The sequence below is a fragment of the Nocardia sp. NPDC004654 genome (assembly GCF_040609595.1).
GTDB lineage: Bacteria > Actinomycetota > Actinomycetes > Mycobacteriales > Mycobacteriaceae > Nocardia.
The window spans coordinates 537,150-563,735 of record NZ_JBEXKI010000004.1; the positions used below are offsets into that span (position 1 = coordinate 537,150).

General features: G+C 68.8%; 25 protein-coding genes and 1 pseudogene. 18 read left to right on the top strand and 8 right to left on the bottom strand.

Annotation, left to right across the window (positions count from 1 at the left end):
- Window positions 1-190 precede the first annotated feature (190 nt).
- A pseudogene (gene tnpA / locus ABZV58_RS16720) lies at window positions 191-596 on the bottom strand (IS200/IS605 family transposase).
- A gap of 35 nt (window positions 597-631) precedes the next feature.
- Here tnpA and ABZV58_RS16725 point away from each other — a divergent pair.
- The 3 genes from ABZV58_RS16725 to ABZV58_RS16735 all read left to right on the top strand — a co-directional run bounded on the left by ABZV58_RS16725 (window position 632) and on the right by ABZV58_RS16735 (window position 2,988).
- The gene (locus ABZV58_RS16725) at window positions 632-1,780 is read left to right on the top strand and encodes a transposase (protein WP_355000992.1); all 1,149 of its coding nucleotides are present in this window, start codon (window positions 632-634) and stop codon (window positions 1,778-1,780) included.
- Between the two features lie 16 nt (window positions 1,781-1,796).
- Entirely contained in the window at window positions 1,797-2,087 is a 291-nt protein-coding gene (locus ABZV58_RS16730; protein WP_355000993.1) for a M3 family metallopeptidase, read from the top strand.
- 172 nt (window positions 2,088-2,259) lie between these two features.
- The gene (locus ABZV58_RS16735; RefSeq protein WP_355000994.1) at window positions 2,260-2,988 is read left to right on the top strand and encodes a hypothetical protein; all 729 of its coding nucleotides are present in this window, start codon (window positions 2,260-2,262) and stop codon (window positions 2,986-2,988) included.
- A gap of 7 nt (window positions 2,989-2,995) precedes the next feature.
- Here ABZV58_RS16735 and ABZV58_RS16740 read toward each other — a convergent pair whose 3' ends face one another.
- On the bottom strand, window positions 2,996-3,202 hold the full coding sequence (locus ABZV58_RS16740; protein WP_355000995.1) for a hypothetical protein: 207 nt from the start codon (window positions 3,200-3,202) through the stop codon (window positions 2,996-2,998).
- Window positions 3,203-3,971: 769 nt separating this feature from the next.
- On the opposite strand from ABZV58_RS16740, the gene ABZV58_RS16745 reads away from it, so the two are divergent.
- The 3 genes from ABZV58_RS16745 (at window position 3,972) to ABZV58_RS16755 (ending at window position 7,603) form a co-directional block, all read left to right on the top strand.
- Window positions 3,972-4,403 carry a GAF domain-containing protein gene (locus tag ABZV58_RS16745; protein WP_355000996.1) on the top strand — a complete coding sequence of 144 codons (432 nt, stop codon included), beginning with the start codon at window positions 3,972-3,974 and terminating at the stop codon, window positions 4,401-4,403.
- Window positions 4,404-4,656: 253 nt separating this feature from the next.
- Entirely contained in the window at window positions 4,657-7,293 is a 2,637-nt protein-coding gene (locus ABZV58_RS16750; protein ID WP_355000997.1) for a LuxR C-terminal-related transcriptional regulator, read from the top strand.
- Between the two features lie 97 nt (window positions 7,294-7,390).
- Entirely contained in the window at window positions 7,391-7,603 is a 213-nt protein-coding gene (locus ABZV58_RS16755) for a hypothetical protein (RefSeq protein ID WP_355000998.1), read from the top strand.
- Between the two features lie 4 nt (window positions 7,604-7,607).
- On the opposite strand, the gene ABZV58_RS16760 is transcribed toward ABZV58_RS16755, so the two are convergent.
- Window positions 7,608-8,648: a crotonase/enoyl-CoA hydratase family protein gene (locus tag ABZV58_RS16760; protein ID WP_355000999.1), complete on the bottom strand. Its 1,041-nt coding sequence runs from the start codon at window positions 8,646-8,648 to the stop codon at window positions 7,608-7,610.
- 27 nt (window positions 8,649-8,675) lie between these two features.
- Window positions 8,676-10,304 (bottom strand): acyl-CoA dehydrogenase family protein, encoded by a 1,629-nt coding sequence (locus ABZV58_RS16765; protein ID WP_355001000.1) that lies wholly within the window; start codon window positions 10,302-10,304, stop codon window positions 8,676-8,678.
- Window positions 10,305-10,413: 109 nt separating this feature from the next.
- Here ABZV58_RS16765 and ABZV58_RS16770 point away from each other — a divergent pair, with 109 nt between their 5' ends.
- Window positions 10,414-11,166: a PaaX family transcriptional regulator C-terminal domain-containing protein gene (locus ABZV58_RS16770; protein ID WP_355001001.1), complete on the top strand. Its 753-nt coding sequence runs from the start codon at window positions 10,414-10,416 to the stop codon at window positions 11,164-11,166.
- A 211-nt stretch (window positions 11,167-11,377) separates the two neighbouring features.
- Window positions 11,378-12,100 carry a Mut7-C RNAse domain-containing protein gene (locus tag ABZV58_RS16775; protein ID WP_355001002.1) on the top strand — a complete coding sequence of 241 codons (723 nt, stop codon included), beginning with the start codon at window positions 11,378-11,380 and terminating at the stop codon, window positions 12,098-12,100.
- A 12-nt stretch (window positions 12,101-12,112) separates the two neighbouring features.
- Here ABZV58_RS16775 and ABZV58_RS16780 read toward each other — a convergent pair whose 3' ends face one another.
- Window positions 12,113-12,820 carry a TetR/AcrR family transcriptional regulator gene (locus tag ABZV58_RS16780; RefSeq protein WP_355001003.1) on the bottom strand — a complete coding sequence of 236 codons (708 nt, stop codon included), beginning with the start codon at window positions 12,818-12,820 and terminating at the stop codon, window positions 12,113-12,115.
- A 154-nt stretch (window positions 12,821-12,974) separates the two neighbouring features.
- On the opposite strand from ABZV58_RS16780, the gene ABZV58_RS16785 reads away from it, so the two are divergent.
- Window positions 12,975-14,120, top strand: a complete 1,146-nt coding sequence (locus ABZV58_RS16785) for an acyl-CoA dehydrogenase family protein (protein WP_355001004.1) — start codon at window positions 12,975-12,977, stop codon at window positions 14,118-14,120.
- A gap of 137 nt (window positions 14,121-14,257) precedes the next feature.
- Here ABZV58_RS16785 and ABZV58_RS16790 read toward each other — a convergent pair whose 3' ends face one another.
- On the bottom strand, window positions 14,258-14,899 hold the full coding sequence (locus ABZV58_RS16790; protein WP_355001164.1) for a class I SAM-dependent methyltransferase: 642 nt from the start codon (window positions 14,897-14,899) through the stop codon (window positions 14,258-14,260).
- 113 nt (window positions 14,900-15,012) lie between these two features.
- Entirely contained in the window at window positions 15,013-15,282 is a 270-nt protein-coding gene (locus ABZV58_RS16795; protein ID WP_067788783.1) for a DUF2277 domain-containing protein, read from the bottom strand.
- Window positions 15,283-15,450: 168 nt separating this feature from the next.
- On the opposite strand from ABZV58_RS16795, the gene ABZV58_RS16800 reads away from it, so the two are divergent.
- Window positions 15,451-16,830: a metallophosphoesterase gene (locus ABZV58_RS16800; RefSeq protein WP_355001005.1), complete on the top strand. Its 1,380-nt coding sequence runs from the start codon at window positions 15,451-15,453 to the stop codon at window positions 16,828-16,830.
- A 32-nt stretch (window positions 16,831-16,862) separates the two neighbouring features.
- On the opposite strand, the gene ABZV58_RS16805 is transcribed toward ABZV58_RS16800, so the two are convergent.
- The gene (locus ABZV58_RS16805; protein WP_355001006.1) at window positions 16,863-17,336 is read right to left on the bottom strand and encodes a MarR family transcriptional regulator; all 474 of its coding nucleotides are present in this window, start codon (window positions 17,334-17,336) and stop codon (window positions 16,863-16,865) included.
- Window positions 17,337-17,848: 512 nt separating this feature from the next.
- Here ABZV58_RS16805 and dpgA point away from each other — a divergent pair.
- From dpgA to ABZV58_RS16845, 8 genes are read left to right on the top strand one after another with little or no spacing between them, the layout of a single operon-like run.
- Entirely contained in the window at window positions 17,849-18,994 is a 1,146-nt protein-coding gene (gene dpgA / locus ABZV58_RS16810) for a 3,5-dihydroxyphenylacetyl-CoA synthase DpgA (RefSeq protein ID WP_355001007.1), read from the top strand.
- Between the two features lie 36 nt (window positions 18,995-19,030).
- Complete coding sequence (gene dpgB / locus ABZV58_RS16815) at window positions 19,031-19,732, top strand: enoyl-CoA-hydratase DpgB (protein ID WP_355001008.1); 702 nt, start codon at window positions 19,031-19,033, stop codon at window positions 19,730-19,732.
- Window positions 19,729-21,057 (top strand): (3,5-dihydroxyphenyl)acetyl-CoA 1,2-dioxygenase DpgC, encoded by a 1,329-nt coding sequence (gene dpgC, locus ABZV58_RS16820; protein WP_355001009.1) that lies wholly within the window; start codon window positions 19,729-19,731, stop codon window positions 21,055-21,057. The genes dpgB and dpgC overlap by 4 nt, the downstream gene beginning before the upstream one ends.
- Window positions 21,054-21,860: an enoyl-CoA-hydratase DpgD gene (gene dpgD / locus ABZV58_RS16825; RefSeq protein ID WP_355001010.1), complete on the top strand. Its 807-nt coding sequence runs from the start codon at window positions 21,054-21,056 to the stop codon at window positions 21,858-21,860. Before dpgC ends, dpgD begins: the two co-directional genes overlap by 4 nt.
- A gap of 45 nt (window positions 21,861-21,905) precedes the next feature.
- The gene (locus ABZV58_RS16830; RefSeq protein ID WP_355001011.1) at window positions 21,906-23,708 is read left to right on the top strand and encodes a thiamine pyrophosphate-binding protein; all 1,803 of its coding nucleotides are present in this window, start codon (window positions 21,906-21,908) and stop codon (window positions 23,706-23,708) included.
- Window positions 23,709-23,760: 52 nt separating this feature from the next.
- Window positions 23,761-24,834 carry a catalase family peroxidase gene (locus tag ABZV58_RS16835; protein WP_355001012.1) on the top strand — a complete coding sequence of 358 codons (1,074 nt, stop codon included), beginning with the start codon at window positions 23,761-23,763 and terminating at the stop codon, window positions 24,832-24,834.
- 5 nt (window positions 24,835-24,839) lie between these two features.
- The gene (locus ABZV58_RS16840; RefSeq protein WP_355001013.1) at window positions 24,840-25,394 is read left to right on the top strand and encodes a cytochrome b; all 555 of its coding nucleotides are present in this window, start codon (window positions 24,840-24,842) and stop codon (window positions 25,392-25,394) included.
- Entirely contained in the window at window positions 25,395-26,543 is a 1,149-nt protein-coding gene (locus ABZV58_RS16845) for an MFS transporter (RefSeq protein ID WP_355001014.1), read from the top strand.
- Window positions 26,544-26,586: the final 43 nt, after the last annotated feature.

A 26,586-nucleotide genomic window follows, 5' to 3' on the forward strand; every position in this document is an offset into this window, starting at 1 on the left:
CACACCTCACATCCGACTAGAACTCGTATCACTACGGCCGACCGACCCCGCGACTCACCGTCTGCGGCAGGTGACATCGAAAACCGTTGCGGGGGATACTTCGGCGGGCTACCAGGCGTGGGCCAGTGTGCCGCCCTTCAGGGCGTTGGTGAAGGCTCACGCGGGAGGGCTGCCAGGGCCTGAGCGTGCTCTAAACCGGTTGTTGCCGCTGTTCGATGAACTGGCGGAGAACGAAAATTGTTGCGCCACCGACCGATCCGGCGAAGCCGGACCCCGACCACAGGCGTTTCGCTTGCCAGTAGTGGCGAGCCAGGTCGGGAACTGTTTGCCGCAGCATGCGCGAGGAGACGCCTTTGAGGAGGTTCACCAGCTTCGAGGGCGCGAGCTTGGGGGCGGCACGTTCACGATCAGGTGAACATGGTCGGTTTCACCGTTGAATCCCACCGGCTCACATTCGCAGTCGGCGCACACGTCCCGCATGTTCTGCGCGATCCGGGCCAGGTGCTGGTCGGTGAACGCGCGATTCCGATATTTGGTGACGAAACCAAATGGGCGTGGAGCACGAAACCACAGAATCTGCCGGTGCGTATGGCTATCGTGTTCGGTCATCGGCCGACGGAAAGGTGGGGGTGTGCAGCTGCGGTACAACTATCGCCTCTACCCCACCGTGGGACAACAGCGGTCGTTGGCGAAGGCGTTCGGGTGCGCGCGGGTGGTGTTCAACGACGCGCTCGCCGCTCGGATGACCGCGCACCGGGCGGGGCTGCCGCCCGTGTCGGATGCCCAGCTGTCGAAACAGCTGACCGAGTCGAAGAAGACACCGGAGCGGGCCTGGCTGTCGGAAGTGTCGTCGGTGGTTTTGCAACAAGCGGTCGCAGACCTGAACACCGCCTACCGCAATTTCTTCGCCTCGATCACTGGCCGACGTAAGGGGCCGAAGATCGGATCACCGCGGTTCCGGTCCCGCAAGGACAACCGGCAAGCGATCAGGTTCACGCGCAACGCGAGGTTCACGGTCACAACAGGCGGCAAGCTGCGGCTCCCGAAGATCGGGGACGTCTCTGTGCGCTGGTCGCGGGGCCTGCCATCGGAGGCCTCCTCGGTGACGATCGTGAAAGACAGCGCGGGACGGTATTTCGCGTCGTTCGTGGTGGCGACTGATGATCAGCCGCTGCCGCCGACCGACGGTGAGGTCGGTATCGATCTGGGCTTGTCCACCTTCGCTGTGCTGTCGAACGGCAAACGTATCGACTCGCCGAGGTTCCTGCGGCAAGCCGAACGCCGGTTGCGCAAGGCGCAGAAAGCTTTGTCGCGCAGACGGAAGGGCTCCGCCAACCGCGCCAAGGCACGGCGAAGGGTGGCCAAGGCGCATGCGAAGGTGGCCGACCGGCGCCGGGATTGGGCGCACAAGCAGTCCACGACGATCATCCGCGACAACCAAGCGGTGTTCGTCGAGGACCTGTGCGTGAAAGGTCTGGCCCGCACGAGGTTGGCGAAGTCGGTGCATGATGCCGGGTGGGCGATGTTCACTCGGATGTTGGAGGAGAAAGCCGCCCGATACGGTCGGTATTTCGGGAAAGTGGATCGGTTCTTCCCGTCGAGTCGGCTGTGCTCGCAGTGCGGGGCGATCGACGGGCCGAAACCACTATCGGTGCGGGAGTGGAGGTGCGCGTGCGGCGCAACCCACGACCGGGATGTGAATGCCGCCGCAAACATCCACGCCGCCGGACGGGCGGAGTGGCTAAACGCCTGCGGAGGGACCCTCAGCCTTTCCGCCTAGCGGAAAGCAAGTCCCCGTGAAACAGGAACCCACCCAGAGTGCCCGCGATGGCGCTGGCAGGAATCTCCGACCTTCAGACCGGAGAGGACGTCAATACTCCTACATCTGGAGCGAGGAGGTATTGGACGCCGACACCGTGCAGTGGTTCGAGGACGGCGCCGCACCCATCCGTGAGAAGGGCGAGACCTTCCGGCGCGAACTGCTGTCCCGCGGCGGTTCGGTGGATCCGCTCGCGGCCTTCGCGTCCTTCCGCGGCCGCGCCCCGGAGATCGAACCGCTGCTGACCCGCCGAGGACTGGTGAGCTGACCCGCATGCGCGGGAGTGGGTGCACAACCGTACACTGAGTGGCGCCAGGTCGGCGCCACGACCCGAAGCGGTCTACACCGTGACCGAGCGCGCACCGTGCGACGCGCCCGGCGAAGATCAGGTCCTCGCGGCGCCGACGGCCGGTCCCACGGAGCTAAAAGGGGTTGTGCACATGGGTTCACCAGCGCGAGTGACGATCTCGTACGCGTCGGCGGCCGAGATCGAGGCCAACTACCCGCGGTGGTGCGCACTGGCGGGGATCGGCGACACTCCGCTCGGCGGCTACGGCCGGGAGCTGGCGCAGGCACAGCGGCGCGGTCTGCTCGCCTCCGCCATGGCGCCCTCGGGCGTTCGCGCGATCTCGGCGGCCGCGGGCAAGGGCGAGCTGGCCGGTGCGGTCGCCGCGCGCAGCCTGGTCCTGGTGGCCCAGTGCGATCGCGTCGTCATCGGCGGACTCTTCGCCGGGCCCGACGCCTTGGTGGTGCACCGCTTCCAGCCGTGGGGCACCGCCGCGCAGGCGCGCGCGCTCGTCGGCCTGATGAAGGTGGGCGTGCTCGCGGTGGAGCCGGAGTTCCGTGGCGCGGGCGTCGGCGCGAGCCTGCTGCGGTACGCCGCCGATCGAGCGGCCGCCGGTCGAGTCCGGCTGATGTACGGATCGTTCACCGCCGCTACCGATTTCGACCGTTTCTGCACCGACCGCGGCTTCCGAGTCCTGGGGCCGGGGCAGAGCATCGACCTGTCCCCTGTTCTCGGCGTGCCCGCGGAACTCGATCCACCCAATGGCGAACGGCTCGTCGCGACTGCCATCGGTGACGGCCCGCCCGTCGGCGCTTCCCCGAACGGAGGCGATAGCGCGCGCCCGCACTCGCCCGCCGATGGCGCGCGTCACCCGGCGTCGTAGTCGGACCTCAGACGTCTCGCACGCCGACGTGCACACCTTCGGCGATACGGAACAGGTCCACCACCGCGAGAATCTCTTCCATCGTGGCCTCGGGAAGCCCTTCGACGGTCTGGGCGAAGCGGCGCAGGGCACGGTCGGTGAATCTCGCGACTACTCCGGCGTCACCGCCGTGGCCGAGCGGCCCGTTGTCCGGACAGGGGTGTGCGAGCGACATGTCCACTCCGTTCCGCCAGCAACGTTGCCGTGCAGTAGCCATCAACCGATGCTGCGAGTATCGGGCGGCGGAGCGGGCGCTGTCACTGGGCAATCGCGAGAAAGAACGACCGAAAGTTGGTTACTGGATACAAACGCCTCGTTGCGGTCGGCCGCGCGGGACCTGACCAGCAGAATACGTTGTTTCCCGTTGTGGCACAGCCCTTTTCATCCGTGACAAGGCCAACAGCCCGAGCCCGCCAAGAGACGACCGCCTTCCAGCGCATCCCGAATCCGGTCCGGCGGCGCGGCGAAGCAGACGTGGCGCGACCAGCCGCGGGACCAGGCCGACGCCGCGACCCCTCGCGCCTGTTCGAGGAACCCTGGGGCGACCTGACTGAGACAGATGACGCAGGGCCGCGGGTAATCGTGCCGGGGCACCCGCCTGAACCGGCCGTCCAGAATCGAACGTGAAAAACCTCGACTCGAACCGACCAGCCGGTGTTAATGTGGTGGCCGTCACAAGGCCGCTCGGCGGCACGTGGCCCGCGTGAAGGTGAACGGTTCTCTCCGGAAAACCTGGGCGGCGGTTACGAGAAACCCAGGCGCGCAACCGTTCACGCCGCCACCGGTCGAACACCGGTGGCAGGCGCCCGTTCGGGGGACGGGCGATGCGACGCTGCCAACGCGGCAGCTGCACAGGTGGTCAGCAAGTCGGCGCGTCCGGAGACACCAGCAGGTCGGCCCCTTGGGCCCTGCCGCCGGTGCGCGCCGTGGAGTGAGGTGTCCGAATGCTCGATACCCGACCCATCACGACGAATTTCCCCGGTTCAGTCACTCTTTTCCCGAACAAGACCTCGGCGATACCCGCGCAGGCCGCCGCGAACATAGCGCGCCTGCTGCCCGATCACCCCTTGGTCGGCATCTCGGCCTGGGGACTCGACGGCTTCGAGGTCGTCGGTTGCTCGGATCGACAGGCCGCGACAGTGGAGCAGGCCCTCGTCGATTTTCCGGATTCGCCGGGCATGGACGTCATCCGGCGGCACAAAAGGATCTCGATCGCCGACCTCGCCGCGGAATCGCGTTGGCGCGCTTACTGCGCCCACCTGCGCGAACTCGACATACGGTCGGTGTACTGTCACCCGCTCGTCTCCGAGGGGCAGGTGCTCGGCCTGTTGAACCTGTACTCCCACCGCACCAACGCTTTCCGCGCGAAGGAGTGACGCGGACGCGGGGAGGGGCGCACCCCTCCCCGCGCTCCGGGAACTCGTTCACGCCGAGCCGGTGGCAATGGCGATGAGATCCGCGACGGCTCCGACCACCGTGTCGACCAGGTCGAAGATGGCGGAACCGAGATCGAGGATTTCCATCGTGTCTCCTCTTCCGTTGGGGAACAACGCAAGCCTCGCACGCGGCCGGTGATACACATCACACCGCGGCAATGACACGCCAGTGGCAGTCGGTCCAGGAGGCACGGTGACCATCTCGCACGGGCCCGATCTACGTTCACACTCCGCCGACGGCGACGGAATTCCCGCGGAAATGCCGTCGTTCTCATCCGCGCAGATCGCCAGGACGACGCTGATCGAGCGACTCGACGCCATCGTCGACAGCGACGAGCACCGAGTGCTGTTGATTTGCTCGCCCGCCGGAAGCGGCAAGACCGTCCTGCTCGCCGACTGGGCGAGCCGACTGTGGGCGCGGACGTCGCGACGACCCGCGCTCGGCTGGATCTCGGTGTCCGAGCATCCCGCGCCCGGCCTCTCGCTGTGGCAGACGCTGCGCGATCAGCTCGGTCTGCCGAACCCGCCGCAGCGCCGAACCGTCGACGCTCCCGATTTCGACGCGGCCCATCTCGTCGAGGCTCTGACCGCGCGCGGAACGCCGACGGTGATCGTCATCGATGACGCCCACCTGGTCGCCGAGCCGCTCGCACTGGCTGGGCTGGAACACTTCCTGCTGCACGCGCCGCCGACGGTCACCACCGTGGTCTCCGGTCGCTTCGATCCGCCGCTGCACTGGCATCTGCTCGGGCTGACCGAACGATCGACCCGGTGGGGCGCCGCCGACCTCGCGATGACGAGCACGGAGGTCGCCGCGCTGTGCCGCGAACACCACTGCGAACTGGACGACGCCGAGCTCGCCACGGTCCTCGACCTGACCCACGGGTGGGCGGCGCTGGTCCGCATCACCGCGATGTGCCTGGTCGCGAACCCCGACCGCGCCGCGGCGCTCGGCGTCTTGGCCCGGCCGCCGCGCGCGGTGTCCGACTTCCTGGTCGGCGAGCTGATCGGCGCCCTGCCGACGTCCGTGCGGCTGTTCGTCACCTACACCAGCGTGCCCGCCTCGTTCACCGAGAAGATGGCCGACGAGCTGATCGGCGGCGGCGCCACGCACACGCTCTACGAGCTGGACCGGATGAACTTCCCGGTCAGCTCGATCGTGCGCGGCGGCGAGGTCTGGTTCAGCTACCACCCGATGCTGCGGGCGTACTTCCTCGCCGAGGTGAACCGGCTCGGCGCGCAGGCCCGCGCCGAACTGCACCTGCGGACCGCGAACGCGCTGCGCCGCGCCGGGCTGCCACGCCAGGCGCTGACCCATCTGCTCGCCGTCGGCGACCCACGACACCTGCGCAATCTACTCGTCGAACACGGGACGACGATGGTCCTCGACGGGGACGGCGCCGCGCTGTTCGGCGAGCTTCAGCGCGCCCGGCCGAGCATGCTGGACGACCCTTTCGTCTGGTTGCTCCGCGTCCTCGACGCGCTTTTCCACGGCAGCGCCGCCGACGCGCAGGCCTACCTCGACGTCGCCGGCTCGCGCGGCAGCCGCCCGTCGTTCGTGCCCGCGCACTGGATCGACGCGCTCACCGTGGCCGCGACGGTGGACGCGGCGGCCGCGACCGGGATGGTGGCGGGTGACCTCGCCGTGGCCGCCGCGCCGCCGACCGGCAATCCCGATATCGACTGCTATCTGGCGATTCAGTCGGCCACCGCGCTGATGGTCGGCGAACAGCTCGGCCGAGCCGAGGAGGTGCTGTCCCGCGGACTGGCCCTGGCACTGCACGCGGGCCACCCGCGGCTCGCGCTGCGCGCACTGACCCGCCTGACTTTCATCGCCTGCGGACGTGAGGCCACTGCCGCGATGCGCGACCGGGCCGGTCGGGCGCTGGCTCTGGCCGCCGAGCACGGCCTGCTCGGCACACCGGACGCGGCGCAGGCCATGACCGCCGCCGGACTGGCCGCCTACCTGCGCGGCGAGGAACCGGATCCGAGCCATATCGCGGCGGCCCTGTCCCAGCACGCGGTGCAGGACGGATCCGAGAGCCCGCTCGCCGGCTGGCACGGCTACGTGGTCGGGCTGCTGCTCGCCGTCGAACAGGGCGCCGACCGGCGCACGGCCGTCGACGACCTGCGCCGCGCCACACAGCTGCTGCTCGACAAGGACACCGTCCCCGCCGCGACCGCCACCGTCGTCCCGCACGTGGTGTGGGCGCTGCTGAGCGTGTCCGAGCCATTGGCCGCGCAGCTGCTCGCCGAGCGGGGGCAGCGGCTGCTCGGCGACCTGCCCGATGTCACCGTGGCGCGCGCGGCGGTCGCCGAGGCGGCCGGGCACAGTCAGGCCGTGCTGGCGCTCGTCGAACCGTTGCTCGACGGTGCGAACGACGCGCGTCCCTCCACCCTGGTCACCGGCTGGTTGCTGTACTCGTCCGCGCAGCACGCGAGCGGCAATCGCGCGAAGGCGCGGACCGGCCTGGAGAACGCGTTGCGGCACGCCGCCGCCGATCACCTGGTCCGTCCTTTTCTCGACGTTCCGAACGCGATCGAACTGCTCGATGTCTACGCGGGCCGATGGGGTCGGCTCGACGAATTCGGTGATCTCGTCCGGCGAAATCGCAATACCGCCCGGCGCTCGACTCACCCGGCGCTGACGGATGCCGAATTGACCGTCCTCAAACACCTTCCGTCCGGCCGGACCGCGCAGCAGATCGCCGGGGATCTCGGGGTCTCCATCAATACCGTCAAAACGCATCTGCGTTCGATCTACGCGAAATTCGGTGCGAATTCCCGCGTCGCCGCGCTGGATTTCGCACGGCGCAGCGGCGTGCTCTGAGGACCCCTGCGGTCTCCGGAAATCTCATCCGCGGCGTGTGAGGCCAGCCGCGCGCTCGGCGCGCCAGACTCGACCATCGCGCAGTGGAAGGAGAGCCATGGCGGTCCTGACCAGGTACCAGTTCATCATCGACGGCGAACTGTCCGACCGCGCACTGGCCGCCTTTCCCGACCTCGACGTCGCACCGTCGCGCAGCGGCACCACCTCGCTGTTCGGACCCGTGCCCGATCCGACCGCGATGCGCGCGGTTCTCGCGATGATCGACAACCTCGGCCTGACCCTGCTGGAGATGCGCCAACTGCCGGACTGAGGTGTCAGCCCTCGGCGCTCTCCTCGCCGGACCGGAACTGCGCGCGCTTCCAGTCGCCGTAGGGTTCGTCGCGCTCGCGCACCGCCTCGCGGAAGCCGACGGTGGCCGAGCGCAACTGGAAGGCGTAGCCCTCGCGGGTGTGCCGGGAGATGCCGTCGAACACGGTGCTGACCATTCCCGAGTTGGCCACGCCCTGCGCGAGCAGCGCGCTGTTGAGCGCGAGCTTGGCCATGATGAGCTGGTTGACCGGCATCCTGGCGATGCGGGCGACCAGCGCTTCGGTGCGTTCGTCGAGCTCGTCGGCGGGGCAGGATTCGACGGCCAGGCCCCAGTCGGCGGCCTGCTTGCCGCTGATGCAGTCGCCGGTGAACAGCAGCCGCTTGGCGAGCTGATCGCCGAGCCGATGCGCCCACATGCCCGCCGCCGGAATGCCCCAGACGCGGGTGGGCGGGTAGCCGATCTTGGTGTCGTCGGCGCAGATGATCTGATCGGCGAACAGCGCGATGTCGGTGCCGCCCGCCACCGCGAAACCGTGCAGCTTGGCCACTGTCGGCTTGTTGGCGTGCAGCAGGCTGGAGAAGCCGCGGTTGAAGCGGCTCATCATCTGATAGTCGACCATCGGATCCCAGGTGCCCCAGGGATTGTGGTTGCGCGCCTGCACGGCGGGATCGAGGACCGTGCCGTCCACCGGCGCCGCGCCGGCGTCCGGTGCGAAGCCGTTCTCCGCGAAGATCGACAGGTCGTAACCGCCGCAGAAGCCCTTGCCGCGCCCGGACACCAGGATCACGTGCACGCGCGGGTCCAGATCTGCCCGCTCGACCGCCGCGGCGAGTTCGATCGGGGTGTCCGCGGTGATCGCGTTGCCGTGGTCGGGACGGTCGAAGGTGATGCGGGCGACCCGGTCGGTGACCTCGTAGGTCAGCGTCCGATACCGGATGTCGGCGGGCGCCTGTTCCCGGTCGGCGAACAGCGAGTCCTTGCCTTCGGTCAGGCCTTCGTACCAGGCGGCGGGGCGAGTACCGGCGTGGTCGGTGTAGTCGGGCAACGGGAAAGTCCCTTTCGATTGGGGGAATCAGAGCTTGGGCGTCACGCGTTCGATGATGGACCCGGTGTCGACGCCGTGCGGCAGTGTTCCGAAGACGTCGCCGTGATCGCGGCCGAGCCTGCTGGCGGCGAAGCCGTCGGCGACGGCGGGATGTCCGTAGCGCACCAGCAGCGAGCCTTGCAGCACCTGCGCCATCTCGCCGACCACACGGCGGGCGCGGTACTGGATCGTGTCGAAGTCGGCGAACTGGTCGCGCAGCGCGCCGATCGCGGCGTCGAGCCGGGCGTCCGCGCCGCGAGCCTGCTCGACCTCGTCGAAGAAGACGCCGAGGGCCTCCGGCTGTTTGGCCAGCGCGCGCAGCGTGTCGAGCGCGGCGACGTTGCCCGAGCCCTCCCACACCGACATCAGCGGCGCCTCCCGGTACAGCCTCGGCATCCGCGATTCCTCGACGTACCCGTTGCCGCCGAGGCATTCCAGGGCTTCGGCCGCGTGGATCGGACCGCGCTTGCAGACGTAGTACTTGCTGACCGCCAGCGCGATCCGGCGCAGTCGGTCGGCGGTCTCGTCACCGGCCACGGCCCGATCGGTCACCTCGGCGAGCCACAGCGCGACCGTGGTCGCCCCTTCGGCCTCCAGCGCCAGGTCGGCGAGCACATTGCGCATCAGCGGCTGGTCGATCAGGTGCGCGCCGAAGGCGCGGCGATGGGTGGCGTGGTGCACGGCCATGGCGACGCCCGCCCGCATTCCGGAGGCCGACCCCAGCGTGCAGTCGAGCCTGGTCAGGTTCACCATCTCGATGATCGTCGGGACGCCGCGGCCTTCCGCGCCGACCAGCCAGCCGACGGTGTCGTCGTACTCGACCTCGCTGCTCGCGTTGGAGTGGTTGCCGAGTTTGTCCTTCAGGCGCTGCAAGTTGAAGGTGTTGCGGGTGCCGTCGGGCAGCACGCGCGGGACGAAGAAACACGACAGTCCGCCCGGCGCCTGCGCGAGGACGAGGAAGAAGTCCGACATCGGCGCCGAGGTGAACCACTTGTGCCCGGTGATGCGGTAGGTGCCGTCCGCGTTCGGCACCGCGGCCGTGGTGTTCGCGCGGACGTCGGAGCCACCCTGCTTCTCGGTCATCGACATGCCCGCGATCAGTCCGCGTTTGGTCGACGGCACGCGCAGACCGGGGTCGTATTCCTTGGCGACGAGCAGCGGCTCGTACTGCGCCGCGAGTTCGGGGTTGGCGCGCAACGCGGGGACCACGGCGTAGGTCATCGAGATCGGGCAACCGTGGCCCGCGTCGACCTGGCTCCACACGCTCATCTTCGCCGCGCGGACCAGGTGCGGGCTCGGGCCGCGGTCCGCCCACGGCGCGGCGTGCAGGCCGAAGCCGACCGCGTACTCCATCAACCGGTGATAGCTCGGGTCGTACTCGACCTCATCGATCCGGTGCCCGTAGCGGTCGTGGGTCCGCAACACCGGCGGGTGCGCCTCGGCCAGGTCGCCGAGCGCCTGCGCCTCGGCGCTGCCCGCGACCTTGCCGACCGCGCGCACGTCGTCGATGGCCGATTCGGCCCCCGCTCTGCGCAACGCCTCCAGGATCACCGGCTGCTCGGCCGCGTCGAAATCCACCATCGGCGGAACCTGATTCGTCACCTCGTGTGTGGGCATAACCGTCCATCCTCCCAGCTCTATTACAAGCCTGCGTCACGCGCCAGAGAATTGCAATACCCCGCCTCGCCCCCGCGGTGGCCGTGCGGCGAGTGGCTAGCATCGGGGCATGGATTCGCGTGGTGCGCCGGTAAGGAAGCTGACCGCGCGGTCGGCGATCCTGAGCGCACTGCTCGGCGCGCATCCGGCCGAGGCGCCGGTCAGATGGATCGTGCGGGTGTCGACCGGGCTCGGACTCCAGGAGTCGGCGGTGCGCGCGGCGCTGACCAGGATGGTCGCGGTCGGCGACCTGGAGCGCCGCGACAGCGCCTACCGGCTCTCGCCGCGGCTGATCGAGCGGCAGCATCGCCAGGACGAGGCCATGCATCCACCGACGGGCGAATGGGACCGCACGTGGCGGCTCGCCATCGTGACGGTCGGTGCGGACGACTCCACCGACCGGGCCGCGTTCCGGGAAGTGTTGCGCGCCAAGAAGTTCGGCGAACTCCGCGAGGGCGTGTGGACCCGGCCGGACAATCTCGGCACCGAGTTCCCCGTCGCCGCGGCGCGCCGACTGACGATCTTCACCGGCCACCCCGGCGAACCGGACAGCGAGCTCGCCGAACGGCTCTTCCAGCCGGACGACTGGGCCGACGACGCGCGACTGCTCTTGTCCGCCATGTCGGCCGCGGACTCCATCGGCGACCGGTTCGAGGTCGCCGCCGCGACCGTGCGGCACATCCTCAACGACCCGATGTTGCCCGCCGAACTGCTACCCGACCGCTGGCCGGGCCACGAATTGCGCGAGGCGTACTTGGATTTCCGGGCGGAGTTCGCAGCATTCGCCGAGGCGTTGATGAGGACTTCAGCACAGCGAAGCTGATGGCCGGTGCTCGCGCGGGTACGCCTGCTGCCTGGCGAACCACGGCACGGTATGCCGCTGGTCGGCGAGCGGGTCGACCAGATTCGCCTGCCGCTCCGGGGTATTCACCGCCGTGCGCGATCGGCCTGCGGTTCACACGAAGCGGCGATGCGTCGCGCACGCCGCCAGAATTGCGCTGGTCAGCGGATGTGAGTCCTGGCATGCTTGCCGGGTGGGCACCGGGGAGATCACGGTCGAATTCGCGACCGAGCTGGAATTGTTCGTGGCCGCAGGGCTGCGCGGGGGTCCGTCGAGCGTGCGCGTCGACGGGGTGTCGACCGTGGGGCACGTGGTGGAGTCGCTCGGGGTGCCCCTCACCGAGGCGGGCGCGCTGGTGGTGAACGCGCGGACGGTGGGACCTGCCTATGTGCCCAAAGACGGCGATTCGCTCGCGGTACGCGCGGTGACCCGTCCGCAACGAATGCCGGACCCGGTGCGCTTCCTGCTCGACATCCACCTCGGCACCCTGGTGCGGCGGCTGCGCCTGCTCGGTATCGACGCCGCCTACGAGAACCCCGACATCGGCGACGCCGCGTTGGCGACGCGGTCGGCGGCCGAGCGCCGCATCCTGCTGTCCCGGGATCGCGGACTGCTGCGGCGGCGCGAAATCTACGCGGGCGCATACATTTACAGCCACAAGCCGACCGAGCAACTCGACGACGTGCTGTCCCGCTTCGCCCCTCCCCTCGCCCCGTGGACCAGGTGCACCACCTGCAACGGCCTGCTGCGCGAGACCGACAAGGCGACCGTGCTCGAGCGGCTGCCGAACCAGACCGAACAGACCTACGACACCTTCGCCCAGTGCGTCGATTGCGGCCAGACCTACTGGAAGGGCGCGCACCACGCGCGACTCGACGCGATCGTCGCGCACGCGCAGCGAAAGTTCGGTTCCTAGACCGGCACCGGCTCAGCTCGCCTCGCCGCGGTACGCCTCGCCCGCGACGAGCAGATCCCGCAGTCGCGCCGCGGGATCGAGTTCGATGCCGAGGGCGCGCAAGCGATGATCGATCAACAGCCACGCCTCGGCGGTCAGCTGGTCGACCAGCGTCTCCCTGGTGCTCTCGCGGTGCGTCAGCCACCAGCGCACGGAGGCATCGATCAGCCCGAGCAGCGCGATGATGAGCCGTTCCGCCGCGGCTCGGTCCGAACCGAAGCGCGGGATGTATCGCGTTGCGGCGATGAAGATCTCGGAGGCGAAGGCGCTGCCGCCGATGCGCGGTTCGTCGTTGCCGCTGCGATAGTTGCGCTCCACGAGGAAGCGGTACAGATTCGGATGCTCCCCCGCCCAGGCGACGTGTTCGGCGATGGGCGCGCGGATGACGTCGATCGGCGTCCCGTCGACGTCGAAGGTGGCGCGGATGCGCGCGGTGAGCTCGGCGTGCGCGTGCCGCGCGACGGCGCGATCGAGTTCTTCCTTGCCCGCGATGTGCCGGTAGACGTGCGTGCGCACCAGCCCGGCGCGGTCGGCGATCTGCCCGATCGAGGCATCGGGCCCGTGTTCCTCGATCGCCGCGACGGCGGCCGCGACGAGCGCGCGGCGCCGTTCGTCGCCGCCGGGCCCGCGCGCGCCCGAGCGGCGGGTTTCGGCGGTGTCGGTCCAGCCCTGTCGTCCCACGCGGCTCACCGTATCCGACCTCCACGGGCACTGTATCCGATCCGTGCGGCCGCTCGAGATTCCGTCTTGTCCCAGCGCAACCAATGGTACACACTGTACCCGTAAACACTGGTCACAAGTATTGCCAGTAATACGCCGAGCCTAAGGAGTCTCGATGGCCGCCTACCGGTCGTGTTGGATGAACGACGACCTGGACGCGCTGCGCGACCTCGCGCGCGCCTTCTTCGAGAAGGAAGTCGCGCCCAACGTCGACAAGTACATCGCCCAGCACCACGTCGACCGCGACCTGTGGAACAAGGCGGGCGAACTCGGGCTGCTCTGCCTGTCCATCCCGGAGGAGTACGGCGGTGGCGGCGGCACCTTCGCGCACGAGGCCGTGCTGATCGAGGAGCAGGCCAGGGTGGTCGACACCGCGTGGGGCCAGAGCCTGCACAACGGCATCGTCGCGCACTATCTGCTCGCCTACGGCACCGAGGAGCAGAAGCGGCACTGGCTGCCGAAGATGGCCAGCGGCGAGGTGGTCGGCGCGATCGCGATGACCGAGCCCGGCACCGGCTCGGACCTGCAGAGCGTCAAGACCAAGGCGGTCCGCGACGGCGACGAGTACGTCGTCAACGGCTCCAAGACCTTCATCACCAACGGCGCACAGGCCGACCTGATCATCGTCGTGGTCAAGACCGACACCTCCCAGGGCGCGGCGGGCATCAGCCTGGTGCTCGTCGAGGCGGACCGCCCCGGCTTCCGCCGCGGCCGGGTGCTGGACAAGATCGGCCAGAAGGGTCAGGACACTTCCGAGCTGTTCTTCGAGGACGTGCGCATCCCGGTGAGCAACCTGCTCGGCACGCAGGAGGGCCAGGGCTTCGTCCAGCTCATGCAGCAGCTGCCGCAGGAGCGCCTGATCATCGCGGTCGGCTCGGTGGCGGGCATGGAGACCGCGCTGGAGCACACGCTGCGCTACACCAAGGAGCGCGAGGCGTTCGGCCGCCCGGTCTTCGGCTTCCAGAACACGAAGTTCAAGCTGGCCGAGGTCGCCACGGAGGCGAAGATCGCGCGCGTCTTCACCGACGACTGCATCGCAAAGCACATCGCGGGCGAACTCGACATCCCGACCGTCGCGATGGCGAAGTGGTGGACCACCGACAAGGCCATGTCGGTCGCCAGCGAGTGCCTCCAGTTGCACGGCGGCTACGGGTACATGACCGAATACCCGATCTCGCGCATGTGGGTGGACAACCGGGTGCAGATGATCTACGCGGGCACCAACGAGATCATGAAGGAGATCATCGCCCGGTCACTGTGAGCCGCAGCCTTTGCTTCGCAGTTCGATTGCGATGCAAAGGTTTCCACAGCGGCGCACGCCCGCGGGCGGACGGTCACCGACGGAGCCGCCGGGTGTGGCCGCCCGCCCCGCGGATCCACCGGGTGCGCGGCCGTCGGCTACCGGGCGTCTCCGGCCGGCTCCGCGCAGGCCGTCCCCGTCCGGTGCTCGGCCGCGAGTTCCGGCGCGCGCTGCGCGTTCGATCGGTGCGCCGCGATTCGCCAGGCGCTGCGCTGGGACCCCGCGCCGAGGCGTTTGGCCCACGAGGAACCAGTGGCGGCGATCTCGGCGGCGGTAGCGGGCGCTATCTCCGTGATCGTGAGACCGTGCGCCGCGTAGGGTCCGGCGAGACCGCGCAGGTCGTTCTCGTCGATCGGCGGCAGACCGGAACCGCGATCGTGCTCGATGACCGATACGAGGATCGACAGTGCAGCGCCGGGCTTCAGCAACCGGGCGAGACCCGTCACGACGACCGGATCCGCGGTGACCACGCCGCGCAGCAGCGAACCCCACGGGAAGTACACGGTCACCGCGTCGGCGACGCCGTCCAGTTCCGTGGGCAGGCGCTCGGCGGCGGCCACCACGAACAGCGCGTTCGCGAGCTTGCCGCGCGCGGCCTTGCGGGAGGCTTCGAACATGCCCGCCGCGTTGGCGTCCACGCCGATCACCAATCGGCGGGGGTCGGCGGCGGCCGCGGCGAGCACCGTGCGTCCGTCGCCGGTACCGAGGTCGATCCGGACCGCCGAATGGCGTCCGATCAGCTCTCGGGCTTAACCGATGTCCACATCGCGGATCTTCTTGCCGCTGACGATTCGCATGGGCGCGACAGTAACCGGACGCGTCCGGCGGCGCATCCGAATTTCCGGCGGGCGGCTCAGCCGCGCGCCGCGATCCTGGCCTGCACCTCGGGGCGGCGCAGCGGCGGCACGGACTTCGGCGGCACCTTGCGGTCCGGCAGCTCGGCGAGCAGGCGGGTCGTCACCGCGGCGATGTCGGCCACCGCGGCCTCCACGACCGGACGCGTCGCGGCGGAGACGCTGGAGATGCCCGCGACCTTGCGCACGTACTGCAGCGCCGCCGCCTGGATCTCCTCCGGTGTCGCCGCGGGCTCCAACCCGCGCAGGGCTGTGATGTTTCGGCACATGCTTCGAGGCTACCGAGGTGGGGTGACATCGTTCCCCGCTCCACCGCACGCTCCCGCGTAAGGTCGGAACGGTCGGTTCGGGAGAGGGCGTGTCCCGCTCCGCCACGGCCATGCGCGGCTGTCGGCGGGCTCCGTTCGGTTGGTCGAGAGGGCTTCGCGGTGATCGTTGTGGTGGTACTGATCGGCGTCGCGGTGCTCGCGGTCTTCGCCGGGCTGCACTGGTATCTGTGGCGGCGCCTGGTACGAGACACGACCGCACCGGGGTCGGCCGGGCGGCGGCTCGGGACCGCGGTGCTGGTGACGGCCCCGCTGTTGCTGCTCGGCGCGTTCTTCGCCGAATCGGCCGGACTGCCGTTCCCGCTGGTGCGGGCCATCGCGTGGCCGGGCTATTTCTGGGGCGCGCTGTTCGTCTACCTCTTGCTGGCGCTGCTGGCGGGCGAGGTACTGCGGCCGGTGCTGCTGCGCCTGTTCGCGCGCGAAACCGGAATGAACACAGCCACTTCGACCGAGCAGAGAGAAGAGGCCCCGGAAGCTCCTGGCACGGCGACGGAGAAGATGCCGGAATGCGTGGCCGCACCGAACACTCCGGTGCGGCAGGGACAAGAATCCGGCGACACACCAAGCACTCCGCTCGGAGCCGGTGAACTCCTCGCTGCGGCTTCGAGTGGCGAAAAGCGCTCGGCACCAAGTCCTTCGGCAGCGCGAGGCCGAGACTCCGGACCGATCTCGCGGCGAATCTTCGTCTCCCGCGCAATCGCTGGAACCGCCGCGCTCACCGCGGCGACAACCGTCGGCGTCGGCGCCCACGGGGTGCTGAACGGACCGCAGGTCCAGCGGCTGACCATCCCGCTGGCCAAACTCCCCCGCTCGGCCGATGGATTCCGGATCGCCGTGGTCAGCGACGTGCACCTCGGCCCGATCCTCGGCAGGGGTTTCGCCGAGCGCGTCGTCCGCACGATCAACGACACCCAGCCCGATCTCATCGCGGTGGTCGGTGATCTGGTGGACGGCAGCGTAGAGCACCTGCGCCACGCCGTCGAACCGCTCGCCGGTCTACGCGCCAGGCACGGCGCGTACTTCGTCACCGGCAACCACGAGTACTTCTCCGGCGCGGAGGAATGGATCGAGCACGTGCAGGATCTGGGACTGCGCCTGCTGGCCAACGATCGGACCGAGCTGCCCGGCTTCGACCTCGCGGGCGTCAACGACGTACAGGGCGAACAGGTCGGGCAGGGACCGGATTTCGGCAAGGCGCTCGGCGACCGCGATCCGGCCCGCACGGCAGTGCTGCTGGCGCACCAGCCGATCCAGATCCACGACGCCGTCGCGCACGGCGTCGACCTCCAACTCTCCGGGCACACCCACGGCGGCCAGCTCTGGCCGGGGAATCTCCTTGCGGAACTGGCGAATCCGACCGTCGCGGGGCTCGAGCGCTACGGCGACACCCAGCTGTATGTGACGCGCGGCGCGGGCGCCTGGGGTCCGCCCGTTCGAGTCGGCGCGCCCTCCGACATCACCGTCGTGGAGCTGGCCGCCACGCGAGCCTGACGCCCTGCGGGAATCGGCGGAGGACTACCCCGTCACTGGATCTCGAGACCGCCCGCGCCGTCGGCGCTGATACCGGCGAGTGTGCGGAGGACCGTGAGGGCGCCGTCGTGGCCATCGGGAGCCACGACGGAGAACAGGAGTCGTTGCACTTCGTCGGCTTTCGGCAGGAGCTGGGCGTACTCGCGGCGGCCGGTGCGGGTGAGGGCGATCCGGCGTTCGCGTTTGTCGGCCGGGTTGACCGACCGTTTGATCAGATTCTTCCGTTCGAGCACACCGGCGGATTGCGCCATCGTCGAAGTGTCCGTGCTGATTCGTACGGAGACCTCGTGCTGGGTCAGCGGCCCCTGCGCATAGACGACGTTGAGAATGGCGAACTGAGTTGGCGTGATCGAATCCCCGACGGTGGCGTGCCAGAGTGCGTTGTGGCGTTGATAGAGCAATCGGATCAGATGTCCAGGTGTATCCGCGAACACGTGGGGCACCAGCCGCGAGGTCAGTGATTCCATCCGCCGATTAGACCACGATCCGAGCCGACGACAAGGCCGATCTAGTCGTTCGTCCAAGATCTTTGCGGCCGATTTCCGCCACATCCATACGTGTACGTACTATCTACCACCGAGGCGGTAGCAACCGAAATACGTTGTACTCCAGCGCATTTCGATGGAGAACCGAGTCACTTCACGGCGTGCGCCCCTGTTTTTGGGGTTGTCGCCATACAGCGCGCTGGTGTAGCGTTCGAAATCGGTGCGGGAAGCGGCGACGGATCGACGGGGGTCGCAACGAATTCGCCGCCTTGGGGATCTACGTACGTGTATCGATTGCCGGACTACGGGGGTATTCGACAACTCGTGATCGAAATTCATACCGCTGGATAACTGCTTTATCTGGGTGCTCACCGACAATTCTGACCGGTGCCGCCGCAAGCGGCAGGTCGAGCGTAAAAACGCGCGATCGATCGCGTCCGAAGAATCGGCCGGACCGCGAAACAGGGTTGACGAATAATCAAAGGAACCAGAGCATGACCGCCTCGAAAACAATCGACATCGAGAGACTCGACCACGAGCTACGGCCCGAACCCCGGTCGGCACCGTCCGCGCTTCCGCGACTGCTCGGCGTAGCCACCGCCAATCCACCCGACCGCTACAGCCAACGCGAACTCGTCGACCTGTTGAACATCACCGACGCCAAGATCCGCGGCGTCTTCCTCAACGGCGGAATAGAGACGCGGTACCTGACCTTGCCGCCTCGCGATCGAGATGGCGCGTTCCGCGTCGAGACCCAGGGTGAACTGCTGGCCAAGCACCGGACCCAGGGCGTACGGACCGGTGCGGCCGCGGTCCGCGCGTGCCTTCGTCGCATCGGCAGCGATATCCGCGACGTGCGTTATCTGGTCGCCGTCACCACCACCGGTTTCCTGACACCCGGATTCAGCGCGCTGCTGATCGACGAGCTGGGGCTGGACCCGGATACGGCCCGGCTCGACGTAGTCGGAATGGGATGCAACGCGGGCCTGAACGGCCTTGCCGCCGTGGCGAATTGGGCGGCAACACATCCGGACGAGCTGGCGCTGCTGGTCTGCGCGGAGGCGTGCTCGGCGGCGTACGTGTTCGACGGAACGATGCGTACGGCGGTCGTCAACAGCCTCTTCGGCGACGGGGCCGCGGCGTTGGCGGTCCGATCGGGCGGCGACACCGGCGCGCCTGGTGGCCCAGGCTCGGCTCCGGCCCCCGCGCTGTTGACGACCAGCAGCTACATGATTCGGCACGCGGTCGGCGCGATGCGCTACGACTGGGACGAGGACGCCGGGAAGTTCAGTTTCTACCTGGACAAAGAAGTGCCCTACGAGGTCGGCGCGCACGCGGAGATCGTGATCGACAAGCTCTTGCGCGGTACCGGATTGCGGCGCAGGGACATCGCGCACTGGACGGTGCACTCCGGCGGCAAGAAGGTCATCGACGCGGTGAAGATCAACCTCGGCCTGACTGCCAACGACCTGCGGCACACCTCCAGCGTGATGCGTGATTTCGGCAACCTCTCGAGTGGTTCGTTCCTGTTCTCCTATCAACGGCTGCTCGAGGAGGGCAAGGTTCGGCGCGGCGACCACGGTGTGCTCATGACCATGGGTCCCGGTTCGCAGATCGAGTCCGCGCTTCTCCAATTCTGAAGCAGTCCAAGTCGATTCGACTCCAGGGGGTTTTCGATGACCAGTTACGAATCCACTACTCACGTACTGCCCGCGGTGATCTCCGCCGACCAGCCGCTGACCGAGGAACTACTCGCAGCGGTATCCGCGATCGCGGTGCGCGCGGAGGACGCGCCGCCGGACAAGCCGCACACCGTGGTCCTCTATGTCACGGGAACCCGCTCGGGGCAGCAGTTCTCGTGGCCCGGCCCGGTGGATATCGGCGTCGTCGGCAAGTGGGAATCCGCGCTGCGCCGACTCGAACAGGCGCCCGCGCCGATCATCGCCGTCGTCGACGGGGACGCCTTCGGACCCGCCGCGGAACTGCTGCTCGTCGCCGACTACCGCATCCTCCGGTCCGGCAGTGTTTTCGGTTTCGCCGCCACCGCTCTGGGCGTCTGGCCGTCCATGGCGCTGCATCGCCTGGTCGCCCAATACGGCGCCGGTCCGGCGCGGGCACTCGCCGTGCAGGGCCGCACACTCTCGGCCGCCGAGGCGCACGCGCAGGGTCTCGTCGACGCGGTGATCGATCACGACGCTCGATCCGAGACCACGACAGTGCAAGCGGGACTCAGGTTGTTCGAGTCGACCGCCGGTACGGAAATCGCGATCCGCCGCCGGCTGCTGCTCGACGCGACCACCACGCGTTTCGAGGACGCGCTCGGCGCGCACCTGGCGGCCGCCGACCGGTCGCTGCGGCGTCTCCGGGCGGCGTCGTGACCACCCCGCGCTCACCGTTCACCGGAGAACTCGCCCACGACAGCGCCGTGTTGCGGGACGCCGCCGCCGAATGCGACCGGACGCTGCACGAGCTCGGTCCGGTCGCGGAGCGAGACGCCGACCGGGCCGCGCGGGCGGAACGAGCCCATCGGGCGGTGCGCACGCTGCGCCGGGCATTCCTGCGCAGGCACGTGTCCGCGGTGTACCGGCGGGCGACCGACGATCTGCGCGACTCGCCGCGGCTGACCGATCTCGCGGCCGCGGCGACCGCCCGGTTCCCCGGCCTGCTGCCCGAGCCCGCGCGGCTAGCCGCCGACGCCGCGGTCGTCCAGGCACACAAGGAAGGGTGGGAGATCGATCAAGGAATCTTCTTCCACGCGGTCTTCGCCGATCCGGTCGCGGGCGAGCACCTGCTCGACGCCATGCGCCGACCGACGCTCACCGCCGCTGTACTCCTGCCTGAATACGAGGCGACCGGCCGGGTGACGCTGCCCGCGGTGACGTTGACCCGCTCCGGGCACACCGCGACACTCACGATGACCAACGTCCACTGCCTCAACGCCGAGGACAACCAGCACGTCGCCGACATGGAAACCGCGGTCGACCTGGTGCTGCTCGACCCGAGATCCAAGGTCGGCGTCGTGCGCGGCGGCGAGATGACCCATCCCCGCTATCGCGGCAAGCGCGTGTTCAGCGCGGGCATCAATCTCGCGGAGCTGCACGGAGGCAAGATCTCCTACCTCGAGTTCCTCCTCGGGCGCGAAACCGGCTATATCGCGAAGATTCTGCGCGGACTCTCCGACGACGGCGACGACTGGCCGCCCGCACCGCGCACGAAACCGTGGGTCGCCGCGGTGGACACGTTCGCGATCGGCGGCGGCGCACAACTGCTGCTCGTCTTCGACCGCGTGATCGCCGCCGCCGACAGCTACTTCAGCCTCCCCGCCGCACAGGAAGGGATCGTGCCGGGCGCGGGCAACCTGCGGCTCGGGCGCGCGGCGACATCGCGGGTTTCGCGCGAGGTGATCCTGTGGGGCAGGAAGATTCGCGCCACCGAACCCGACGCGCGCTACATCTTCGACAGCGTCGTCGAACCCGGCGAACTCGACACCGAAATCGCCAGGGCCGCAGAACAACTCGATGCCGATGCGGTGATCGCGAACAAGCACATGATCGTAACCGCCGAGGAATCGCAGGACGCGTTCCGCCGCTACATGTCCGAGTTCGCGCTGCACCAAGCGCTGCGGCTCTACGGCCAGGATGTGCTGGCGAAAGTGTCCCGGTTCGGTGCCGCGGCGAAACCCGAGGTCGGAGCGCGGCGGTGACGCTCGGGGACCTGTCCACCGTGGTCTATCGCAAGCAGGGCCGTGTCGCCACCGTGGAACTCGACCGGCCCGAAGTCCTCAACGCGATGAACCTGCGAATGCACGCGGAGCTGGCGCGGGTATGGGATGACATCGAACGCGACGACGACATCTGGGTGGCCGTCCTCGGCGGCCGCGGCGGGCGCGCGTTCTCGGTCGGGCAGGACCTGAGGGAACTGGCCGAGCGCGATACCCGTGGCGAAGGGCACTCGACGTTCGGCAGCGCGGGCAAACCCGGGTATCCCCGCATCACCGAGCGGTTCGGATTCCCCAAGCCGCTCGTGGCCAAGGTCGCCGGATACGCGCTCGGCGGCGGCTTCGAACTGGCACTCGCCTGCGACATCGTGATCGCCGCCGACACTGCCGAATTCGGGCTCACCGAGGCCAGACTCGGCCTGATCCCCGGCGCGGGCGGGGTGTTCCGGCTGCCGCGCCAAGCGCCCTATCGGATCGCGCTGGGGCACTTGCTGACCGGGCGGCGAATGAGCGCCGCACGCGCCGCCGAGCTCGGGCTGGTCAACGAGGTCGTTCCGGTCGCCGACCTGGACGCGAGAACCGAAACCTGGGTGGCCGACATCCTCGCTTGCGCGCCGCTGTCGGTGCGTGCCATCAAGGAGGCTGCCGCCGCGTCGCTGACGACGCCGCTGCCGGACGCCTTCACCGCCACCTACCACTGGGAAACGTTGCGCGCCAACTCCGCCGACGCACAGGAGGGCCCGCGCGCGTTCATCGAGAAACGACCGCCCAACTGGACCGGTCACTGAACTACCGACCAGCCCCGGAACCGATCTGCCAGAAACAAAGGACCTATGAGTTCACCGACATCGCCCCGGCTCGGCCGCGACATCATCTTCGACTACCTGCGCGAGGTGGGCATCGAGTACGCGTTCGGCGTGCCGGGCACCCACGAAATCCCGCTGCTCGACGGAACGACCATCCCCGAGAACGGTGTCGAGTACGTACCGTGTCTGCACGAGAACATCGCCCTCGGCGCCGCCATGGGCTACGCGCGCATGTCGGGACGCCCCGGCGCCGCGATCGTGCACATCACCCCCGGCACGGCCAACATCATCGGCAACCTGTTCAACGCCTACCGATCCAACATCCCGCTCATCGTGTTCTGCGGACAGCAACACAGCGATCTGCTAGTCCAGGAACCGATCCTGGCCTCGGATCTCGTCCACACGGCCGAGCAATACACCAAGTGGGCCTACGAGATCCGCAGCGTCGACGAGCTGCCGCTGGTCCTGCATCGCGCGTTCAAGGAACTCCTGGTCCCGCCGTTCCGGCCAGTCTTCGTTTCGCTGCCGTGGAACTTCCTGATCGAGGCGCCCGCCATGCAGCAGCGTGGCCGGGTGACTCGCGTCGCGCACAAGGTGGCGGGCGATCCGAACGGCATCGCGGCCGCCGCCGAGCAGCTCGCGCGGGCGAAGAACCCGGTGGTTCTGGTCGGTGACGGCGTCGGCGAGGCCGATGCCTGGCCGGAGATCGAGCGACTGTCGCGGATATTGGGCGCCGCGGTCTACTCGGAGAACCAAGCCAGCCGGATGAACTACCCGAACGACCTGCCGCATTGGCAGGGGGAACTAGTGCCCACCCAGGACGGTGTGCACATGCAGCTGGCCGACTTCGACACCATCTTCCAAATCGGGGTGAACTCCCAGGCGCAGATCCTGGTGTTCCGCTGGGAGAAGGGCCCGATCATCCCGGCCGAGCTCACACAGGTGACCTTGCACAACGATCCGTGGGAGATCGGCAAGAACGCCTACGCCGAGGTCGGCGTGCTCGGTGACATCAAACGCACCCTGCCGCTGATCATCGATGCTGTCACCGGCCACGCGCAGTACGACGAAGCCGCTGTCGCACAACGTAATCGGCGGGTCGTCGAACTGGACTCCCGCCGCGACGAGGAATTCACCGCCGCCGCGGCCACCGCACTGAGCAAGGAGCCGATCCCCGACCACGTTGTGCCGATGGTGCTGGCCGAAGTGCAGAAGACCCTCGGCAAACCCCTCACGGTGATCAACGAGGACTTCGCGATCTCCGCCGCGATTCAGAAGGCGATCGCCTACGACATCCCCGACGCGTACTTCTGCACCTCCGGCGGCTCGCTCGGGTTCTCGCTGCCCGCGTCCATCGGCATCTCGCTCGCCCTCGGCGACCGGCGCTACGTCGTGACGATCGTCGGCGACGGTTCCGCGCTGTTCCACACCAATTCGTGGTGGACCATCAGCAAGTTCCAGCTTCCGGTGCTGTACCTGGTGATGAACAACCACGAATACAAGACCCTGATGACGGGGCTGTCCGCGATCGGGCAGATCTACGGTTGGCAACCGACCAACGACGCCTGGTACCTGCGGTTGGGTCGCCCGGCCCAGGACTTCGCCGAGATCGCCGCCTCCTTCGACATTCCGGGCGAGGTGGTGACCAAGACCGGCACACTCCGCGACGCGCTGGAACGCGGATTCGAGTCGCTCGACAACGGCGAACCGTACGTCGTCGACATCCGCATCGCGTCCTCGCCCGCGCCGCCCATCGACATGCTGCTGGCCGACAGGCCCGACATCGATCCGGTGCTGATCGACCGGCTCCAGGCGATGGGTCCGCCGTGATCCGCGCCGAACACCCGAATCCGCCACACCAGCGCACGAAGAAGGACGACCGATGACCGACGCGCAGCCGAGTTCCATACCGCTGAACCGCCGCACCCTGCTCGGCGGCGCGGCCGTCGCCGCGCTCGGAGCGGCGGGCATCGGCGGGTTCCTGTTCGCCGAGAACCGCATCGGTCCGTGGCGGCTGACCGCGCGCAGCGTGGTGGACCGACTACAGGAAACCGCGGGCGGCTCCTTCCCCGGCTGCCGCCGCAACCATGCCAAAGGAGTGGCCGTCGCCGGATACTTCGAGAGCAACGGCAGCGGTGTCGAGCTGTCGAAGGCTTCGGTGTTCCGTGCCGGTCGCTATCGCCTGACCGGACGGTTCTCCCTCGCGGGCGGCAACCCGCATATTCCCGACGCGCCGACCGCTCCGCGCGGACTCGGGCTGCGGCTGTTCCTGCCCAGGGGCGAGGAGTGGCGGATGGCGATGATCAACGTGCCGGTTTTCCTGGACGCCACCGCGCAAGACTTCTACGACCGAACCCTGGCGTTCGCCCCGGACCCGGCCACCGGCAAGCCCGACCCGGCCACGATGAAGCAGTACCTCGAGAGGCACCCGAGAACCGCTGCCGCGCTGGGCATCATCGAGCAAGGTGCGCCGGCGCCGACCTTCGCCGCCTCGGCCTTCTTCGGACTCAACGCGTTCCGGTTCACCGACGGCGACGGCAGCACCGTCTCCGTACGCTGGCGGCTCGAACCGGATGGTCCGCCTCCGGCGACCGGACCTAGCGGCGGTGACAGCGCCCTTTTCGACGGCCTCGTCGCCGACCTGAAGGCAGGGCCGCTGCGCTGGCAGCTCGTCGTGATCGTCGGGGAGCCAGGCGATCCCACCGACGACGCGACCCGGATGTGGCCGAACGACCGCCGTGCCGTGCACGTCGGCACGGTCGTGCTGGACCGCGTCGACACCGAATCGGCCGACAACGTCCAGGACGTCAACTTCGATCCGCTGGTGCTGCCCAACGGAATCGAGCCCTCCGACGATCCGCTGCTGCAAGCACGCTCCGCGGCCTACAGCGAGTCCTTCCGTCGCCGCGCCGGCGAAGCCAAACCCACCGGCGCGGTGGTGGTGCGAAAGGTCTGACGACGATGACGCTCGACCAACTCAAGCGCGATACCACCCGATTCGGCCACACCGCCCGGGTACTGCACTGGCTCATGGCCGTCCTGATCCTGGCGATGCTCGGCATCGGCGCGGCGATGGTCGGCTATCTCGGCGACTACAGCCGGTTGCTGAGCTGGCACAAGACCATCGGCTTGGCGATCCTGGCGCTGGCCGTGATTCGCATCGCCTACCGCGTCCGTCGCAGGCCGCCACCCCAGATCGACACCATGTCCCGCCCGGAACGACTCGTCGCGACCGGCTCCGAAATCCTCCTGTACGCGCTGTTTCTGCTCCAGCCGATCGTCGGGTGGGCGCTGGTGTCGGCGTCCGGCGTCCCGAACCGTGTGCTCGGCAACCTGCGTGTTCCCGCGATCGCCCCCGCCGATCCCGAGCTGTACGCGTTGTTGCGCACCGCGCACAGTGCGCTGGCCTACCTGCTTCTGTTCGCGTTGACCGCGCACATCTGCGCGGTCCTGTTCCACGCGTTGGTCTTACGCGACGGACTGCTTCGTCGCATGACCTTCCCGTACCGCCGGTAGATGAGCGGTGCGGTCCGGCCGGTCACCGGGATCGTGCTGGCCGGTGCGACCCTGCGGGCGCCGTTGACCTGCGTCGGACCGCTGGTACCGGCCATCGCCCACGACACCGGGCTGTCGGCCGCGACGGCGGGACTGCTCACGGCGCTGCCGCTGCTGATTTTCGCGGCGGTGCCCGCGGTGGTGTTACACACCGTGCATCGCGGGGCCGAACAGCTCGTGCGGCTCGCCTTAGCCGCGCTGCTGCTGGGGATCGTGCTGCGCTCGATGCCCGGCTCGTCGGGTCTGTTCGCCGGGACCGTGGTCATCGCGGCGGCGATCGGGTACGCCAACGTGCTGCTGCCCGCGATCGTCCGCGGCACCGTCCCCGCGGCGCGGATCATGACGGTCACCGCGGGCTACATCGCGGCGATGACCGCGGCGGCCGCCGTGTCGTCCGGGATCGCGGTGCCCCTGGCCGAAAATCTGCCTGGCGGATGGCGTTCCGCGCTCGCCGCGGGAACGCTGCTGGTGATTGCCGCTCTACGGGCGTGGCCGATCACGGGATCCGCGCCGATGCCGCGGCCCGCCGCCCGCGTGCCGATGCCATGGAGCTCGGCGCTGGCCTGGCAGGTCAGCATATTCATGGGGCTGCAGGCGCTGGGGTTCTACACCACGCTCGCGTGGCTGCCGAGCGTGCTGCACGACAACGGGATATCGCCGCGCGCGGCCGGATTCGCGCTGTTCGCCGTCCAGATCCTCGGTCTGGCGGCCATCAACGCGATGCCGTGGCTGGCCCGCACGGTCTCGGCCAAACGGCGCCTCGCGGTGGCGGCCAGCGCGGTCGAAGCCACGGGGTTCCTGCTGCTGGCGCTCGCGCCCGGCGCGACGCCATTGGCGATCGGTCTGCTCGGCATCGGGTCCGGGGCCTGCCTCGCTTCGGCGATGGCATTCCAGAGCGAACGAGCCACCGACGCGGGCGACGCCACCGCCCTCGCGGCCATGGCCCAAACCGTCGGCTTCGCCCTCGCCGCCCTCGGACCGGTCCTCCTCGGCGTCCTCCGCGACCACACCCGAAGCTGGGGTCCCGCCCTGCTCGCCCTCGCCGCCGCCACGGCCCTGCAGGCGTTCACAGCCGCGGGCGCGGGACGCCACGAAACCGTGCGGCACTAGGCGTACCCTGGCACTCCCCGGCTACCGGCCCGGGCGGCGAATC

Bases quoted from the DNA above. Each gene is read 5' to 3' on its own strand.
- ABZV58_RS16765 (WP_355001000.1), bottom strand. From the start codon at position 10,304: ATGCCCACACACGAGGTGACGAATCAGGTTCCGCCGATGGTGGATTTC.
- ABZV58_RS16755 (WP_355000998.1), top strand. From the start codon at position 7,391: ATGGCGGTCCTGACCAGGTACCAGTTCATCATCGACGGCGAACTGTCC.
- ABZV58_RS16835 (WP_355001012.1), top strand. From the start codon at position 23,761: ATGACCGACGCGCAGCCGAGTTCCATACCGCTGAACCGCCGCACCCTG.
- ABZV58_RS16745 (WP_355000996.1), top strand. From the start codon at position 3,972: ATGCTCGATACCCGACCCATCACGACGAATTTCCCCGGTTCAGTCACT.
- ABZV58_RS16785 (WP_355001004.1), top strand. From the start codon at position 12,975: ATGGCCGCCTACCGGTCGTGTTGGATGAACGACGACCTGGACGCGCTG.
- ABZV58_RS16805 (WP_355001006.1), bottom strand. From the start codon at position 17,336: ATGGAATCACTGACCTCGCGGCTGGTGCCCCACGTGTTCGCGGATACA.
- ABZV58_RS16735 (WP_355000994.1), top strand. From the start codon at position 2,260: ATGGGTTCACCAGCGCGAGTGACGATCTCGTACGCGTCGGCGGCCGAG.
- ABZV58_RS16845 (WP_355001014.1), top strand. From the start codon at position 25,395: ATGAGCGGTGCGGTCCGGCCGGTCACCGGGATCGTGCTGGCCGGTGCG.
- ABZV58_RS16840 (WP_355001013.1), top strand. From the start codon at position 24,840: ATGACGCTCGACCAACTCAAGCGCGATACCACCCGATTCGGCCACACC.
- ABZV58_RS16795 (WP_067788783.1), bottom strand. From the start codon at position 15,282: ATGTGCCGAAACATCACAGCCCTGCGCGGGTTGGAGCCCGCGGCGACA.
- dpgB (WP_355001008.1), top strand. From the start codon at position 19,031: ATGACCAGTTACGAATCCACTACTCACGTACTGCCCGCGGTGATCTCC.
- dpgA (WP_355001007.1), top strand. From the start codon at position 17,849: ATGACCGCCTCGAAAACAATCGACATCGAGAGACTCGACCACGAGCTA.
- ABZV58_RS16740 (WP_355000995.1), bottom strand. From the start codon at position 3,202: ATGTCGCTCGCACACCCCTGTCCGGACAACGGGCCGCTCGGCCACGGC.
- ABZV58_RS16770 (WP_355001001.1), top strand. From the start codon at position 10,414: ATGGATTCGCGTGGTGCGCCGGTAAGGAAGCTGACCGCGCGGTCGGCG.
- ABZV58_RS16830 (WP_355001011.1), top strand. From the start codon at position 21,906: ATGAGTTCACCGACATCGCCCCGGCTCGGCCGCGACATCATCTTCGAC.